A 16,123-nucleotide genomic window follows, 5' to 3' on the forward strand; every position below is an offset into this window, starting at 1 on the left:
AGTGGTGGGGTCTTCCGTGGGGGGAAGGTGCATGGACGTACGTCTCCTGAGTCGTGGTACGGGTGACACGACGTGCTGTCCGGCGAAACACTCAGAGAGCGCTCTCCGGTGGGTGTTGATGGTTCCGCCGTTACCCTGGACACGTCAAGAGGTGTGCATCAGAAGCCTCACCCGAACCGCCCCGAGCGCAATAATCAATGTCGGCCGGGCGGCAATTGGCCCCTTCTGTTGCTAGTTCGGGGTGCCCTTGAGTTCAGGATCTGACGGTGCGGGGTGGGACGTACCGGAGCGCCGGGGCCGGTCCGGCGGGCCCGGCCGTAAGCTCGTACGGATGACCGAACTCGCCGCCACCCGCGCCTATTACGACACCGTCGCCGAGGAGTACGCCGCGCGCGTCCCCGGTCTCTTCGCCGAGGACGTGCCGGGGCGGGCGCTGATCGGCGCGTTCGCGGAGGAGGTGCGCGCGGACGGCGGGCTGCCCGTCGCCGATCTCGGCTGCGGCCCAGGCCATGTGACGGCCCATCTGGCCGGCCTCGGACTCGACGCCCACGGCGTGGACGTGTCGCCGCGCATGGTGGAGCTCGCCCGGCGCCGCCACCCGGAACTCCGCTTCGCGGCCGGGGAGATGGACGCGCTCACCCTGCCGGACGGCGGTCTCGGCGGGATCGTCGCCTGGTGGTCGATCCTGCACACCCCGCCGGACCGTCTCCCGGCGCTCTTCGCGGAGTTCCGTCGTGTGCTGGCCCCCGGCGGCCGGCTGCTGCTGGGCTTCCACGCGGGGAACGGGGAGCCCTACACCTCACAGAAGCGTGCCGGCGGCTTCGCGTACGCCATCCATCTGCTCGCGCCGGACGAGGTCGGCCGGCAGCTGGAGCGGGCGGGCTTCGCCGTCACCGCCCGGCTGACCACCCCGGGCGCGCGATGGCCCCAGGTGTGCCTGCTGGCCCGTGCCGCCGGTGCGTGACGTGAGCAGTGTCCTGGCCGGCACCTTGGTCAGGTGGGGTGCCGGCCAGGAGCCGGGGGCGCGCCTCAGGCGCGCGTGATGCGGGCGATGGCCTCGACGGTCAGGGCGCGGTCGTGCGGTTCGGTTTCCAGGGCGCGGTGGATGGAAAGGCCCTCGATCAGCGCGTCCAGCTGACGGGCCGTCGCCGGGTCGAAGTGCCACTCCAGGGCGACCCGGCTGCGGCGCATCCACTCCCGGGTCAGCTCGCGGTAGACGGGTTTGCGGGCGGCGAGGGTGTACAGCTCGTGCGTGAGGACCAGTTCGCGCTGGTTGCCGCCGGACAGATGGTGCACCAGGTCGGCGACCGCCTCCCGGGCCTCGTCCTGCGTGGTGGCGGCGCCCAGCCTCTCCTCGAAGACGGCGACGATGCCGCTGGAGAAGCGGGTGAACGCCTCCCGCAGCAGCTCGTCCATGCCGGCGAAGTGGTACGTCATCGAGCCGAGCGGCACCCCGGCGCGGGCGGCGACCTTGCGGTGCGAGGTCCCGGCGACCCCCTCGGCCGCGATCAGGTCGAGCGCGGCGGTGATGATGCGCTCCCGCCGCTCGGGGTCGTTCTGTCCGGTCGCCACGCTGTGTCCCTCGTCTAGATCGAACGGATCACCCGGGCCGGATTGCCCACGGCGACCACATTGGCGGGGATGTCCTTGGTGACGACGGCTCCCGCGCCGATGACGCTGTTGTCCCCGATGGTCACCCCGGCCAGCACGATCGCCCCGCCGCCGAGCCAGACATTGTCGCCGATGGTGATGGGCCGCGCCGCCTCCAGCTTGTCCCGGCGCGGTTCCGGCTCCACCGGGTGGGTGGGCGTCAGCAGCTGGACGTTCGGCCCGATCTGGCAGTCGCGGCCGATGGTGATCGGCGCGACGTCCAGGGCGGTGAGGTTGTAGTTGATGAACGTGTCCTCGCCGACCGTGATGTACGAGCCGTAGTCGACGTACAGCGGCGGCCGGATGTGCGCCCCCGCGCCGAGCCCGCCGAGGAGTTCGGCGACGACCGGCTGTGCGGCGTCCGGGTCCTCGGCGTAGGCGGCGAGATAGCGGGCGGCCAGCCGCACAGCCCGCTTCTGGGCCTCGACGATCTGCGGGTCGTCCGCGATGTAGAGGTCTCCGGCGAGCATCCGCTCGTGGTTCGTACGCGGATCGCCCGCGAAGTAGTCCGTCATGGGTACGAGCGTACACTCTAGGCGTACGATCGTACGCTCGTGGCGTCCGCCACTTCTCCCGACCATCGGACGAGGCCCCACCGCATGGATGCCGTCACACGCCGCTGGCGTGCCGCCCTGTTCCTCTTCATGCTCGCCGCCGGTACCGGTATGGCCTCCTGGGTCGCGCGCACCCCGGCCGTCCGGGACGGGCTCGACGTGTCCACCGGCGCGATGGGCCTGGTCCTGTTCGGGCTGTCCACCGGTTCGATGGCCGGTGTCATGGCGTCCGGGCCGCTGGTGCGGCGCCGCGGCGGCCGGACGACGATCCTCGGCGGGGTGGCCCTGATCGTCGCCGGGCTGCTGGTCGTCGCCGCCGGCACCGCCCTCTCGCTCGCGGCCGTGGTCTTCGCCGGACTGGCCCTGTTCGGCGGCGGGATGGGGATGAGCGAGGTGGCGTTCAACATCGAGGGCGCCGCCGTCGAGAGCGCCATCGGCCGGCCCGTCCTGCCGGTGCTGCACGGCTGCTTCAGCCTGGGCACCGTCCTCGGGGCGCTCCTCGGCATGGCGCTGACGGCGGCCGCGTTCCCCGTCGGATGGCATCTGACACTCGTCGCGGGGCTGATAGCCGCGGCCGGCACGCGGGCGGTCCTTGCCATCCCGCACGGCACGGGCAAGGACGACGCCCCCGCCGCCGGGTCCGGGCAGGGCGGCCTGCGCGGCCAGCTGCACGTGTGGCGCGACCGGCAGCTCGTCCTCATCGGTGTGATCGTCCTTGCGATGGCCTTCGCGGAGGGCGCCGCCAACGACTGGCTGCCGCTGCTCATGGTCGACGGGTACGACGTGAGTCCCACGGCGGGCTCGCTGACCTTCCTGGTCTTCGCCGCCTCGATGACGCTGGGCCGGCTCGCCGGCGGCCCCTTCCTGGAGCGGTTCGGCCGGGCGAAGGTCGTGCGGATCAGCGGCCTGACCGCCGCACTGGGCCTGGCGGTGGTCATCGTCGCGCCGAGCCCGCTGATGGCCGGCGCCGCCACGGTGCTGTGGGGGCTCGGCGCCTCGCTCGGCTTCCCGGTCACCGTGTCCGCCGCCGGCGACCACCCGACCGACGCCGCCGCACGGGTGGCCGCGGTGTCCACGGCGGGCTACGGCGCCTTCCTGGTCGGCCCGCCCGCACTCGGCTTCCTCGCCGACCACATCGGCCTGCGGCTCACGATGACCGTGGTGCTCGCGCTGGTGGCCGTGGCGGCCCTGCTGGCCGGGGCGCTGGGCCCCGGCCCCGACCGCGACGCCACCGGTACGGAGGCGGCGCCGGCCGCGCCCTGAGGGGGCCCGCTCCCTCAGGCCTCCTCGTCCCACAGCGCGGTACTGTGCGCGGCGGTCAGCGCGGCGATCCGGGCCAGTGCCTCCCCGACGGGCATCGGGTCCAGGCGCCGGCCGTCGCGCAGCCGCAGGGCGACGAGCCCGTCGGCCGCCTCCTTCGCGCCGATCACCGCCTGGTACGGCACCAGCCTGGCCTCGCGGATGCGGGCCCCCAGGCTGCCGCGCTCCCGGCCGCTGATCTCCGCGCGCAGCCCCAGCCCGGCGCATCGCCCGGCCAGTGCCTCGGCGTCCGGCAGTTCGGCGCCGGACACCGGCAGGATCGCCAGCTGGTTCGGGGCGAGCCAGGCGGGGAAGGCGCCGCCGTGCTGCTCGATGAGATGGGCGACGGCCCGCTCGACGCTGCCGATGATGCTGCGGTGCACCATGACCGGGCGGTGCTTCGCCCCGTCGGCGCCGATGTAGTGGAGGTCGAAGCGCTCCGGCTGGTGGAAGTCGACCTGCACGGTCGACAGGGTGAACTCGCGGCCCGCCGCGTCCTCGACCTGGACGTCGATCTTCGGCCCGTAGAACGCGGCTTCGCCCTCCGCCGCCTCGTACGGCAGCCCCGACGCGTCCAGCACCTCGGTCAGCAGGGCGGTGGAGCGCCGCCACAGCTCCGGCGCGGCGACGTACTTCCCGCCCGCGCCCGGCAGCGAGAGCCGGAAGCGGGCCGGGCGGATGCCCAGTGCCTCGTACGCCCGCCGGATCATGTCCAGCGCGCCCCGCGCCTCACCGGCCACCTGGTCCACGGTGCAGAAGATGTGCGCGTCGTTCAGCTGGATGGAGCGCACCCGGGTCAGCCCGCCGAGGACCCCGGACAGCTCCGCGCGGTACATCCCGCCCAGCTCCGCCATCCGCAGCGGCAGTTCGCGGTAGCTGTGCGAGCGGGAGCGATAGATCACCGCGTGGTGCGGGCACAGGCTCGGCCGCAGCACCACCTGTCCGTCGCCCAGGTCCATCGGCGGGAACATGTCGTCGCTGTAGTGCGCCCAGTGCCCCGAGCGCTCGTAGAGCTCCCGTTTGCCGAGCACCGGGGAGTACACGTGGCGGTAGCCGGCCCGGCGCTCGGCGGCGCGGATGTACTCCTCCAGGGTGTGCCGCAGCTCGGCCCCGTCCGGCAGCCAGTAGGGCAGGCCCGCGCCGATCAGCGGGTCGGTGTCGAACAGTTCCAGCTCGCGGCCGAGTTTCCGGTGGTCGTGCATGGCGGTCTCCTCGCGTGGGAAGGGCGAGCGACCCCACGCGAAAGCCCCGGGGCACTCGCCCCGGGGCTTCGGACTGGTCAGCAGTCAGCGCGCCGGGACACTCTCCGGCGTCGTCGTGTTCATGGCGGCACGCTGCATGGCGCCGACGCTAACAGCGCCCCGCGCCCGTCCGCATCCGGTTTTCCCGCCCGCACGCGGCGGAAGACCGCTGCTCACCCCTTCTTCACCGAGTCCAGGTGGGCGAAGACCACCACGTTGTCCTCGTAGTCCTTCACCTTCCGGTCGTAGTTGCCGCCGCAGGTGATCAGCCGCAACTGGGCGTCCGGGGTGTCGGCGTACACCTTCTTGTCGGGGAAGTCCGCCTTGCTGAACGTCTCCACGGTGTCGACGGCGAACGAGGCCACCGTCCCGTCGGCACGGGTGATGTCGACGGTCGCGCCGGGTTTCAGGAAACGCAGCTGGAGGAAGACGGCCGGGCCGGTCGTGGTGTCGACATGGCCCGCCACGATCGACGCACCCCGCTCGCCGGGCGTCACCCCGTCCTTGAACCAGCCGACGAGGTTCTTGTCGTTCGGCGGCGGCGCGTCGAGCCGGCCCGAAGCGCCGATCGACAGCGGGGTGAACGGCGCGTCCACCGCGATGGCCGGGATGCGCAGCCGCGTCGGCACCGAGCGCGGCAGCGACGGCGAGGCGCTCGGGGTGGCCTTCGAGGTGGCCGCGGCCGACGGGGAGGCGGCAGCCGGCGCGGCGGCCGCGGGCGGGGCCGGGGGCTTGTCGTCGGCCGGCGAGCCGATGGAGTGGTAGATCAGGGTCATGCCGAGCCCGGCCGCCGCGAGGGGCCAGAACAGGGCCCGGCCGAGCGAGCCGGCGGGGGCCGCGGCCCCCTGGGAGGGGGTTTCGGTGGTCTGCGGGGCGGCCATGGGAAACGTGCCTTTCGTCCGTGCGGTGCGGTACGCGAGGGGGGCCCGGGGGGAAACGCGGGCGCCGCGGCCGCCGTCCGGAGGGACGGCGACCGCGACGACAGAGGGCCCGGGGCCGGTCAGGCCATCGCACCGCCGGACGCCTGGCGGCGGCGGAGCCGGTACGCGGCCACGCCGGCGCCACCGAGCAGCAGCAGCGAACCGGCCGCCAGACCGCTGCCGGTCATCGCCATCGCGCCGCCACCGGTGTGCATGCCACCGCTGGGCTTGTCCTTCTTCCAGCCCTCGTCCTCGGACTTCGACGCGGAGCCGGTCTTGTCGCTCTCGTCGCTGTCCGGCTGCCACTCCTTGGCGACCGTGTTGGCGAGGGCGCCACCGCCGGTGTGCACGCCGCCGTGGGGCTTGTCCTCGTCCTTGTACTTGCCGCCCTCGTCACCGGGCTGCCACTCCTTGGCGACCGTGCTCGCGAGCGCGCCGCCGCCGGTGTGGACGCCGCCGTGGGGCTTGTCCTCGTCCTTGTACTTGCCGCCCTCGTCACCGGGCTCCCAGCCCTCGGCGACCGACTTGGCGAGCGCGCCGCCGCCGGTGTGGACGCCGCCGTGGGGCTTGTCGGCGTCGTCCTTCTTGTACTTGCCGCCCTCGTCGCCCGGCTGCCACTCCTTGGCGACCGTGCTCGCGAGCGCGCCGCCGCCGGTGTGGACGCCGCCGTGCGGCTTGTCCTTCTTCCAGCCGTCGTCGGACGAGGAGTGCTCGTGGTCGGAGGCGGACGAGCCGCCGTGGTCCTGGTCGGCGGCCACGGTCATGGCGTAGGCCGAGGGAGCGGTGATGGTGAGGACCGCCGTGACGGCGGCCGAAGCGAACAGCGTGCGGGCAGAGCGCATCTGTACACATTTCCTTTCGTCGCCCCTGCGAGGAGTGACGGCGTGTCGGCTCCTGGTGACGCAGCGGCTACGTGATCCACCGTCAGTCCGAACCCGGCGGCGCGCCATCGGAGAGCCACGCATGGGGGCTACGGCATGGGCCCATCGAGTGGCGGGGCACGGATAATCACCCGTTGGACGGCATGCCACGCCCCCGCGAGGTTTGGGCGCCGCACGGAACCTCCCGCTCCGTCAGTTCAGGAGCGCCCGCGCCGCCCGCGCGCTGTGCCGCACCGCCTCCGCCACGGCCGGCTCCACGTCCTCGACGACCCGCGCGTACTCCTCCATCTCGGCCGCCCCACGCAGGAACTCACCGGCCCGCACCAGCAGCTGGGCGCGCTCGTAGCGCAGGGTGGCCGGGTGCGACGGCAGCAGCAGGGACAGCTCCACCGCCCACAGCGCCACAGCCATCTGCTCCGGGCGGGCCGCGGCCCAGGCCCGGATGTTGTTCAGGATGCGCAGCACGATCTCCAGCGGCCGCGCCGGCTCCAGCGACGAGGGCTCCCAGCGCTCCCCGGTCGCACTCGTCACCATCAGTTCCGCGTCCTGGTCCGTCAGCGGCCGCCCGCCCGCGAACGGATCGGCGAGCACCCGCTCGTCCGGGTCGCCGAAGCCGACCACGAAATGACCGGGCAGGGCCACCCCGTACACCGGGGCGCCCGCCCGCCGGGCGACCTCGATCCACACCACCGACAGCAGGATCGGCAGCCCGCGCCGCCGCCGCAGCACCTCGTGCAGCAGGGACGACTCCAGGCGCCGGTAGTCCGCCGTCGAGCCCTCGAACCCGCACCGCTCACCGAGCAGTTCGGCCAGCGCCGACGCCCAGGCGTGGCCGCCGCGCAGCCCGTACGGGAGCAGACCGGCCAGCCGGTCCAGCTCGATCTGGGCCTCGTCGATGCCCCGCGCGTCCAGCGCCGGGTCCGCCTCCGCCGCCACCAGCAGGCACAGCAGCGCCAGGTCGGGCCGCTCGGCCCTGGCCTCCTCCGCGAACCGGCGGCGCAGCTCCTCGCGGTCGTCGCTCTCCGGGGGCAACGGTCACACCGGCCGGAAGTGGTGGTAGAGGTGGTGCGTCGCGAAGCCCATCCCGTCGTACAGCGCGCGGGCGCCCTCGTTGTCCGCCTCCACCTGGAGCCAGGCGGCGGACGCGCCCTCGTCCATCGCCTGCCGGGCCAGTGCGGTCATCACGGCGGTCGCGAGGCCCCGGCGGCGGTGCTCGGGAGCCACCTCGACGGCCATGAAACCGGCCCACCGCCCGTCCACCACGCACCGCCCGATCGCGGCGGGCGCCTCGCCCGCCTCGCCGGGCACGGTCGCGAACCACACCGAAGGCCCACTGTGCAGCACCGACGACACCTCGGGGCCCGGGGTCCCGACGCGCTGGTAGCGGGAGAGCCACGCCGCGTCGGCCGCACGCTCCAGCCGGACCCGGGTCACCTCGGCCGGCAGGTCACCGACCGGGGCGAGCGCGGCGATCCGTACCTCCGCCGTCACCTCGCGCCGCCAGCCGTGCTCCTCCAGCGCCGCGCACAGCTCCTCCTGCGCGTCCTCGGCACCGGTCGCCGTCTGCACGTACGGGGGCAGGCCCCGGTCCGCGTACCACTGCCGGACACGCCCGAGCGCCACGCCGAGCGGGACGCCCGGATCGCCGAGCGGCAGCACCGAGTTGGCGCGCCGGGTGAATCCGCCGGCGGCGCGCAGCAGCCAGTCGCCCAGCGGCTCGCTCTCCACCGGCTGCCAGGCGCGCGCGTACACGGGGGCCAGTTCCTCGTAGGAGGCGGCGGGACCGCGCCGCCGGGCCGGAGCGGACGGCACGACCTTGCCCGCGACCAGCGAGGACTCCGCGATGCGCACGGACTCGCCGTTCTTGGGTGTGAGGGACAGCACACCGTCGTCCCACGATGTGAGAACACCGACCGTGTCGGTGAATTTCGGACCCTCGGCACCGTCTCCGGTCAAACGCCGGACTGATACCCGTTTGCCCACGTCAGCCGGTGCAATTCGGACCTCAAGCCGTCCGCCGATGGTGAATTCCACAGCTCTGTCCGCCCCTCCTGTTCGGTTCGTGCCCGCGAACGGAGATACTAGGGGCGGGCATCGACGACGCCGCGCTCCCGCGCGAGAGCCAACGCCCTACCGAGGAGGAACGACAGCGTGACCTACGTCATCGCGCAGCCTTGTGTCGACGTCAAGGACAAGGCCTGCATCGAAGAGTGCCCCGTCGACTGCATCTACGAGGGCCAGCGGTCCTTGTACATCCACCCGGACGAGTGCGTCGACTGCGGAGCCTGCGAGCCGGTCTGCCCGGTGGAAGCGATCTTCTACGAGGACGACACCCCGGACGAGTGGAAGGACTACTACAAGGCGAACGTCGAGTTCTTCGACGACCTCGGGTCGCCCGGTGGTGCCTCCAAGCTCGGCCTGATCGAGCGCGACCACGCGTTCATCGCCGCGCTGCCGCCGCAGAACCAGTAACAGCGCCCCGGCACGTGCGCCGCCCCGGTCCCGTACGGCTCGCCGCCGTGCGGGGCCGCGGTGTTTCCCGCGGTCCTTCCGGGCCGCCCGCGTGAACCCCGTACGAGAAAGCAGAGAGCCGTGTCCGCAGTCTCCTCCCGCCTCCCGGTCTTCCCCTGGGACAAGCTGGCGCCCTTCAAGTCGACGGCCGAGGCCCACCCGGACGGCATCGTGGACCTGTCCGTCGGCACGCCCGTCGACCCGGTGCCCGAGCTGATCCAGCAGGCGCTCGTCGCGGCCGCGGACAGCCCCGGCTATCCGACGGTGTGGGGGACGGCCGCCCTGCGGGACGCGCTCACCGGCTGGGTGGAGCGGCGCCTCGGCGCGGTCGCGCCGGCCCACGAGAACGTGCTGCCCGTCGTCGGCTCCAAGGAACTGGTGGCCTGGCTGCCGACCCAGCTCGGCCTCGGCGCCGGCGACAAGGTCGCCTACCCGCGCCTCGCCTACCCGACGTACGAGGTCGGCGCCCGGCTCTGCGGCGCGGAGCCCGTGGTCTACGACGACCCGACCGAGCTGGACCCGACGGGCCTCAAGCTGCTCTGGCTCAACTCCCCGTCCAACCCGACCGGCAAGGTGCTCTCCAAGGACGAGCTGATCCGGATCGTCGCCTGGGCGCGCGAGCACGGTGTGCTGGTCTTCAGCGACGAGTGCTACCTGGAGCTGGGCTGGGAGGCCGAGCCGGTCTCCGTGCTCCACCCGGACGTCTGCGGCGGTACGTACGAGGGCGTTGTCGCCGTCCACTCGCTGTCCAAGCGGTCCAACCTCGCCGGCTACCGCGCCGCGTTCATCGCGGGCGACGCGGCCGTGCTCGGCGAGCTGCTCCAGATCCGCAAGCACGGCGGGATGATGACGGCCGCACCCGTCCAGGCCGCGACCGTCGCCGCGCTCGGCGACGACACGCACGTGGCCGAGCAGCGCACCCGCTACGCAGGCCGGCGCGCCGCCCTGCGGACGGCCCTGGAGGCCCACGGCTTCCGCATCGAGCACAGCGAGGCGAGCCTCTACCTCTGGGCGACCCGTGACGAGCCGTGCTGGGACACCGTGGCGTACCTGGCGGAGCTGGGCATCCTGGTGGCGCCCGGCGACTTCTACGGGCCGGCCGGCGACCGCTTCGTCCGTGTGGCGTTCACGGCCACCGACGAGCGCGTGGCGGCGGCGGTCAAGCGCCTGGGCTGAGCATCCGCGTACGCGAGGGCCCCGGGGAGTGCGCACTCCCCGGGGCCCTCGCGCGTCACGACGGGGTGCGTCAGCCGAGCGGCAGGCCCTTGGTGAGGCCGTCGGTGGGCAGACCGCCCTTGGCCGCGCCGGTCAGAGTGCTGGTGACGTCGCCGCCCTTGGTCGCGCCCTTGGTGGTGCCGGAGACCTTCTTCGCCGCGGGGGCGGCCTTGCCGCCGACGTCGCTGAGCGTCTTGCCCGCCACCGGCAGCGTGGTGCCGACGACCTTGCCGCCGGTCTGGGCCGCCGTGGCGCCGGCCGGCTTGGCGGCGCCGTCGACCGTCTTGCCGAGACCGGAACCCTCGACGCTGGTGAGGCCGCCGAGGTCCGGGGTCTGCGGGAGCTCCGCGGCACCGGCGGCGCCGGCCGCACCGACCACGGGGGCCGCACCCGCCGCGATCAGCAGCGCGGTACGGGCGATCCGACGGGTCAGGGGGAGGGACATGATGCTCCTTCGACGGGAGAGGAAAACGGGCTGTCCGTGGGCCGGACGCCATGACAACCGTCCTGGGGGCGGGTGAGGTTGCGGTGCGACGACGTAAAGACTGAGCAATGCGTCGGATAATCCTCAGCGGAGGAACCCGGGCAAACGGTGCGCGCCACCGTGGTCCGCCGAACCGTCACTCCCCTTGTGGCGCAAGGCTTGCGGGAGGCGCGGAGAGGCCCCGTGACCTGCTGTTCAGGGGGCGCCGGGGGCGCACGACGGTACGCCTGTACGGGCGACTCCTCGCACGCGTGCGCGGTGCCGCCGGAGCCCTACCGCACGAGGCGGAGGCGTACCTCGTCCGTGTCGGACTCCTCGCGCCGCGCCCCCTCGCGTTCCGTGCTCCAGCCCGATCCGGCGGCCCACCGCCGGCCCCCGTACGCGACCTCGTCGATGCCCAGGGCCTCCGACTGGGCCACCGCCCAGTGCGCCAGCTCCCAGCCCCGCTGCGGCACCCCGTCCCGGTCGGCGCGGCGGTCCGCGCGCACGGGGACCGCGAGCGCGTCCGAGGACGCCGGGCCCGCGGAGGGGGCCGCCCCGGCCGGCAGCACGCCCTTGCCGAACGCGCCCACCAGCGCCGCCCGCACCTTCGCGGCATCGCCCGTCCCGGCCGTGGTCCGCGGCGGCTCGCAGTCCAGCGCACCGGGGGTGCGCCCGGTCAGCGCGGCGGCCAGCAGCGCCGCGTCCGGCTCGTGCTTCGCGTACGCCTGCGGGAAGCCGCTGCGCTGGACGCGCTGTGCGGCCTCGGTGAGCGGGAGCCGCGAGTAGCCGGGGATCTTCGCGAGGTGCGCGTAGAACTTCCCGGCCGCGTACACCGGGTCCATGACCTGCTTCGCGGTGCCCCAGCCCTGCGAGGGCCGCTGCTGGAACAGCCCCAGCGAATCCCGGTCCCCGTAGTCGATGTTGCGCAGCCCGGACTCCTGCAACGCCGTGGCCAGCGCGATGGTCACCGCGCGCTCCGGCATCCCGCGCGTGGTGCCGACCGCCGAGATCGTGGCGGCGTTCGCGGCCTGCTCGGGCGTCAGCCGGTACGAGCCGTCGGCCGACCGCACCGTGCACTGGTCGGACCCGCGCCCGCCCGAGACGTACTGGACGGTCAGATAGCCGGCCACCGCCGCGAGCACGCCGACGGCCGCCACGATCCGCAGCCGGCGACTGCGGCCGGGACGTCGGGGAGCAGCGGAAACGGTCTCGGGCACGGGGTCACCGTACGACAGGCACTAGGCTCCTAGCCATGGCCGAAAGCACGCTTGACCTCACCCTTGACGGGCCCGCCCTCACCGCCGCGCTGGTCGACTTCCCCTCGGTCAGCGGGGACGAGAAGGACCTCGCCGACGCCATCGAGTCGGCGCTGCGCGTGCTGCCGCACCTGACCGTCGAGCGGTACGGGAACAACGTCGTGGCCAGGACGGATCTCGGCCGCTCCGAACGCGTCATCCTGGCCGGGCACATCGACACCGTGCCGATCGCCGACAACGTGCCCTCCCGGCTCGACGCGGACGGCCTCCTCTGGGGCTGCGGCACCTCCGACATGAAGTCGGGCGTCGCCGTCCAGCTGCGCATCGCCGCCACCGTGCCCGAGCCCAACCGCGACCTCACCTTCGTCTTCTACGACCAGGAGGAGGTCGCCGCCCACCTCAACGGCCTCGGCCGCATCGCCGACGCCCACCCCGACTGGCTGAAGGGCGACTTCGCCATCCTGCTGGAGGGCTCCAACGGAGAGGTCGAGGGCGGCTGCCAGGGCACCCTGCGCGTCTTCCTGCACCTGGAGGGCGAGCGGGCGCACTCCGCGCGCAGCTGGATGGGGTCCAACGCCATCCACGCCGCCGCCCCGGTCCTCGCCCGCCTCGCCGCGTACGAACCGCGCCGGCCGGTGATCGACGGCCTGGAGTACCACGAGGGCCTGAACGCCGTACGCATCGAGGGCGGCGTCGCCAACAACGTCATCCCCGACGCCTGCACGGTCGTCGTCAACTACCGCTACGCGCCCGACCTCGGCCAGGAGGAGGCCCTGGCCCACGTCCGCGAGGTCTTCGCGGACTGCGGCGTCGCGGAGTTCACCGTCGACGACCACTCCGGAGCGGCCATGCCCGGCCTCTCCCACCCGGCGGCCAAGGCGTTCATGGACGCGGTCGGCGGCGTCGCCCGCCCCAAGTTCGGCTGGACGGACGTGGCCCGCTTCGGCCCGCTCGGCGTCCCCGCGGTCAACTACGGCCCCGGCGACCCGGTCCTCGCCCACAAGCGCGACGAGCACGTCAAGGTCGAGCGCATCACCCACTGCGAGGAGCGCCTGCGCTCCTGGCTCACGATCTGACCTCCCGCATTCCCCTGTCCGTAACCCGCGGCGATCTACGCTGGCGTAGACGGCGGCGTCGCAGGACGTCTCCGACGTCGGCGGAGGGAGCAGGACATGGGCAACCGCGAGGACGCGCGCATCCCCGAGGGTGCGGAGATTCCCGAAGGCGCGGTACGACCCGAGGAACAGCGCCTCGGACCCGTGCTGCGCCGCAGGGACCAGGTACAGCCCGGCACGACCGATCAGCGGCTGCTGGACTCCGAGGACGACTCCGAGTGGGTGCACACCGACCCGTGGCGGGTGATGCGCATCCAGTCGGAGTTCGTCGAGGGCTTCGGCGCCCTCGCCGAACTGCCGAGCGCCATCAGCGTCTTCGGCTCTGCCCGTACGGCCGCCGGGGCGCCGGAGTACGAGGCGGGCGTACGGATCGGCCGGGCGCTGGTCGACGCGGGCTTCGCGGTCATCACCGGGGGCGGCCCGGGAGCGATGGAGGCGGCGAACCGGGGGGCGCGCGAGGCGAAGGGCGTCTCGGTCGGCCTCGGCATCGAGCTGCCCTTCGAGTCCGGGCTCAACCCGCACGTCGACATCGGCGTCAACTTCCGCTACTTCTTCGTCCGCAAGACGATGTTCGTGAAGTACGCCCAGGGCTTCGTCGTCCTGCCCGGCGGCCTCGGCACGCTGGACGAACTCTTCGAGGCGCTGACCCTCGTCCAGACGGGCAAGGTCACCCGCTTCCCGATCGTCCTCTTCGGCACGGCGTACTGGGGCGGCCTGGTCGACTGGCTCCGCGACACGGTGGTGGCCCAGGGCAAGGCGTCGGCGAAGGACCTCCTGCTGTTCCACGTCACGGATGACGTGGACGAGGCGGTGGCGCTGGTGACGAAGGAAGTGGGCCGCTGAGGGGTGCGGGGCGCGGGCCTTGCGGGGGCGCTGCCCCCGTACCCCCGCTCCTCAATCGCCGGAGGGGCTCGATCCTGCCGCGCGGCCACTTCAGCCTCGCCGGCGTTTGAGGCGCGGGGTCCGGGGCGGAGCCCCGGAAACCTCACCCCTACGCCAGCCCCCGCCGCGCGACCGCCGGCGCCCGCCACCCCGCGACGGACGCCACCATGTCCAGGACATCCCGCGTCTCGGCCACCTCGTGCACCCGGTACACCCGCGCCCCCAGCCACGCCGACACCGCCGTCGTCGCCAGCGTCCCGAGCAACCGCTCCTTCACCGGCCGGTCCAGCGTCTCGCCCACGAAGTCCTTGTTGGAGAGCGAGACCAGCACCGGCCACCCCGTCTCCGCCATCTCGCCGAGCCGGCGCGTCGCCTCCAGCGAGTGCCGGGTGTTCTTCCCGAAGTCGTGCCCGGGGTCGATCATGATCCCGTCCGGCCGGACCCCCAGGGACACGGCCCGCTCGGCCAGCCCCACGGTCACCCGCAGGATGTCGGCCATCACGTCCTCGTACCCCACCCGGTGCGGCCGGGTCCGCGGCTCCGCGCCGCCGGCATGGGTGCACACGAGTCCCGCCCCGTACCGCGCGGCGACCTCCGCCAGCTTCGGGTCCACCCCGCCCCACGCGTCGTTCAGCACGTCCGCCCCGGCCTCGCAGACCGCCTCGCCGACCTCGTGGCGCCAGGTGTCGACGCTGATCACCACGTCCGGGTGACGGCGGCGCACCTCGGCGACGAACCCCACCGTGCGGCGGGCCTCCTCCTCGGCGGTGACCTCCTCGCCGGGACCGGCCTTGACGCCGCCGATGTCGATGATCGCCGCGCCGTCGGCCACGGCCCGCTCGACCCGGGCCAGCGCCGGCTCGTCCTGGAAGGTGGCGCCCCGGTCGTAGAAGGAGTCGGGGGTGCGGTTCACGATCGCCATGACCACCTGCTCGTGCGCCCCGAACTCACGCCGCCCCAGCCGGAGCACACCGCTTGCCATCCGTGTCCCTTCCTGTGAATCCGGCCCCCGCATCACCCGCCGAAGCCAACAGCCGACCCTAGCTGTCAGTACCTCATGGCACGATCGGACCCGGACGAATTCCGCTCCCGGGGAGATACGCGTGTTCTGGTTCTTGCTGCTGGCGATGGTGGTGGTGGTTGCCGCGGTCACCCTCGCGGTGGTCGGTGGAGGCAGGAGCGCCGTCCTGCAGGACGTGGCGCCCGAGCAGCTGACCGACCCGCTGCCCGTCTCGCGCCCGCTCGGCCGGGCGGACGTCGACGCGCTCCGGCTGCCCGTGGCCCCCCGGGGCTACCGGATGGCGGACGTGGACGACGCCCTGAGCCGGCTCGGCGCCGAGCTCGCCGAGCGGGACGCGCGGATCGCGGAGCTGGAGGCGGCGCTCGCCGGTGCGCAGGCGACCCGCCCCGGCCGCCCCGACCTGCTCAAGGCCGGGCAGGACCAGCAGGACCGTCCCTGGCAGCCGCCGCGGGAGAGCGACGGCCCGGCCGGCGAGCCGGCGGACCACGACGAGGAGCCCGGCCGATGACCGGCGACGCCGTGGCGGCGGCGGACGGCGGACTGCGCTGCCCGTGGGGCCTGTCCACCGAGGACTACCTCTGGTACCACGACACGGAGTGGGGCCGCCCGGTTCACGGCGACGACGCCCTGTTCGAGCGGCTGTGCCTGGAGGCGTTCCAGTCCGGTCTGTCCTGGCTGACGATCCTGCGCCGCCGCGAGGGCTTCCGCAGCGCCTTCGCCGGGTTCAGCATCCCCGCGGTGGCGGCGTTCACGGAGGCGGACCGGGAGCGGCTGCTGGCCGACGAGGGCATCATCCGCAACCGCGCGAAGGTCGACGCGACCATGGCCAACGCCCAGGTGCTGGCCGGCTGGGACCCCGGTGAGCTGGACGAGCTGATCTGGTCGTACGCCCCCGACCCGCTGGGCCGCCCGGCCCCGAAGACCCTCGGGGACGTACCGGCGGTCACCCCCGAGTCCACGGCCCTGGCGAAGGACCTGAAGAAGCGGGGGCTGCGGTTCATCGCGCCGACGACGGCCTACGCCCTGATGCAGGCGTGCGGCCTGGTCGACGACCACCTCGCCGACTGCGTCTCCCGTCCCACACCGGTGTAGCCATTCGGGGCCCGGTCCGC

At 73.5% G+C, this 16,123-nt stretch carries 18 protein-coding genes; 8 read left to right on the plus strand and 10 right to left on the minus strand.

Translation table 11 applies throughout. The features are described from left to right. Positions 1–331 precede the first annotated feature (331 nt). Positions 332–964, plus strand: coding sequence for a class I SAM-dependent DNA methyltransferase (locus tag EAO73_RS08125; RefSeq protein WP_147970727.1), 633 nt, complete (start codon positions 332–334; stop codon positions 962–964). Between the two features lie 65 nt (positions 965–1,029). Here EAO73_RS08125 and EAO73_RS08130 read toward each other — a convergent pair whose 3' ends face one another. Together EAO73_RS08130 and EAO73_RS08135 are read right to left on the minus strand one after the other, a co-directional pair. Further along, a complete protein-coding gene (locus tag EAO73_RS08130; RefSeq protein ID WP_147970728.1) occupies positions 1,030–1,572 on the minus strand; it encodes a TetR/AcrR family transcriptional regulator in 543 nt (180 codons plus the stop codon). A gap of 14 nt (positions 1,573–1,586) precedes the next feature. Next, on the minus strand, positions 1,587–2,165 hold the full coding sequence (locus EAO73_RS08135) for a sugar O-acetyltransferase (RefSeq protein ID WP_147970729.1): 579 nt from the start codon (positions 2,163–2,165) through the stop codon (positions 1,587–1,589). A gap of 84 nt (positions 2,166–2,249) precedes the next feature. On the opposite strand from EAO73_RS08135, the gene EAO73_RS08140 reads away from it, so the two are divergent. Next, the gene (locus EAO73_RS08140; RefSeq protein WP_147970730.1) at positions 2,250–3,467 is read left to right on the plus strand and encodes an MFS transporter; all 1,218 of its coding nucleotides are present in this window, start codon (positions 2,250–2,252) and stop codon (positions 3,465–3,467) included. Positions 3,468–3,481: 14 nt separating this feature from the next. Here EAO73_RS08140 and thrS read toward each other — a convergent pair whose 3' ends face one another. The 5 genes from thrS to EAO73_RS08165 form a co-directional block, all read right to left on the minus strand. Continuing rightward, a complete protein-coding gene (gene thrS, locus EAO73_RS08145; RefSeq protein WP_318153258.1) occupies positions 3,482–4,789 on the minus strand; it encodes a threonine--tRNA ligase in 1,308 nt (435 codons plus the stop codon). A 128-nt stretch (positions 4,790–4,917) separates the two neighbouring features. After that, complete coding sequence (locus EAO73_RS08150; RefSeq protein ID WP_147970732.1) at positions 4,918–5,625, minus strand: class F sortase; 708 nt, start codon at positions 5,623–5,625, stop codon at positions 4,918–4,920. A gap of 119 nt (positions 5,626–5,744) precedes the next feature. Then, positions 5,745–6,506, minus strand: a complete 762-nt coding sequence (locus tag EAO73_RS08155; RefSeq protein WP_147970733.1) for a hypothetical protein — start codon at positions 6,504–6,506, stop codon at positions 5,745–5,747. A 231-nt stretch (positions 6,507–6,737) separates the two neighbouring features. Beyond that, on the minus strand, positions 6,738–7,577 hold the full coding sequence (locus EAO73_RS08160) for a transglutaminase-like domain-containing protein (RefSeq protein WP_147970734.1): 840 nt from the start codon (positions 7,575–7,577) through the stop codon (positions 6,738–6,740). A 3-nt stretch (positions 7,578–7,580) separates the two neighbouring features. Next, positions 7,581–8,579 (minus strand): GNAT family N-acetyltransferase, encoded by a 999-nt coding sequence (locus EAO73_RS08165; protein ID WP_191133968.1) that lies wholly within the window; start codon positions 8,577–8,579, stop codon positions 7,581–7,583. A 117-nt stretch (positions 8,580–8,696) separates the two neighbouring features. Here EAO73_RS08165 and fdxA point away from each other — a divergent pair, with 117 nt between their 5' ends. Further along, positions 8,697–9,017: a ferredoxin gene (fdxA, locus tag EAO73_RS08170; RefSeq protein WP_018105475.1), complete on the plus strand. Its 321-nt coding sequence runs from the start codon at positions 8,697–8,699 to the stop codon at positions 9,015–9,017. Between the two features lie 120 nt (positions 9,018–9,137). Then, positions 9,138–10,232 (plus strand): bifunctional succinyldiaminopimelate transaminase/glutamate-prephenate aminotransferase, encoded by a 1,095-nt coding sequence (locus tag EAO73_RS08175; protein ID WP_147970736.1) that lies wholly within the window; start codon positions 9,138–9,140, stop codon positions 10,230–10,232. Positions 10,233–10,302: 70 nt separating this feature from the next. Here the strand turns inward: EAO73_RS08175 and EAO73_RS08180 are convergent, their stop codons facing one another. Next, complete coding sequence (locus EAO73_RS08180) at positions 10,303–10,716, minus strand: ATP-binding protein (RefSeq protein WP_147970737.1); 414 nt, start codon at positions 10,714–10,716, stop codon at positions 10,303–10,305. A gap of 311 nt (positions 10,717–11,027) precedes the next feature. Then, positions 11,028–11,894, minus strand: a complete 867-nt coding sequence (locus EAO73_RS08185) for a hypothetical protein (RefSeq protein ID WP_147971458.1) — start codon at positions 11,892–11,894, stop codon at positions 11,028–11,030. Positions 11,895–11,989: 95 nt separating this feature from the next. Here EAO73_RS08185 and dapE point away from each other — a divergent pair, with 95 nt between their 5' ends. Then, positions 11,990–13,069, plus strand: a complete 1,080-nt coding sequence (gene dapE / locus EAO73_RS08190) for a succinyl-diaminopimelate desuccinylase (protein ID WP_147970738.1) — start codon at positions 11,990–11,992, stop codon at positions 13,067–13,069. 96 nt (positions 13,070–13,165) lie between these two features. After that, entirely contained in the window at positions 13,166–13,951 is a 786-nt protein-coding gene (locus tag EAO73_RS08195) for a TIGR00730 family Rossman fold protein (RefSeq protein WP_147970739.1), read from the plus strand. 148 nt (positions 13,952–14,099) lie between these two features. Here the strand turns inward: EAO73_RS08195 and folP are convergent, their stop codons facing one another. After that, on the minus strand, positions 14,100–14,960 hold the full coding sequence (folP, locus tag EAO73_RS08200; protein WP_191134018.1) for a dihydropteroate synthase: 861 nt from the start codon (positions 14,958–14,960) through the stop codon (positions 14,100–14,102). A 133-nt stretch (positions 14,961–15,093) separates the two neighbouring features. On the opposite strand from folP, the gene EAO73_RS08205 reads away from it, so the two are divergent. Continuing rightward, positions 15,094–15,519 carry a hypothetical protein gene (locus EAO73_RS08205; RefSeq protein WP_147970741.1) on the plus strand — a complete coding sequence of 142 codons (426 nt, stop codon included), beginning with the start codon at positions 15,094–15,096 and terminating at the stop codon, positions 15,517–15,519. Continuing rightward, positions 15,516–16,103: a DNA-3-methyladenine glycosylase I gene (locus tag EAO73_RS08210; protein WP_147970742.1), complete on the plus strand. Its 588-nt coding sequence runs from the start codon at positions 15,516–15,518 to the stop codon at positions 16,101–16,103. The genes EAO73_RS08205 and EAO73_RS08210 overlap by 4 nt, the downstream gene beginning before the upstream one ends. Positions 16,104–16,123 lie beyond the last annotated feature (20 nt).

Origin of the sequence: Streptomyces sp. col6 (assembly GCF_008042035.1) — a bacterium.
Lineage (GTDB): Bacteria > Actinomycetota > Actinomycetes > Streptomycetales > Streptomycetaceae > Streptomyces.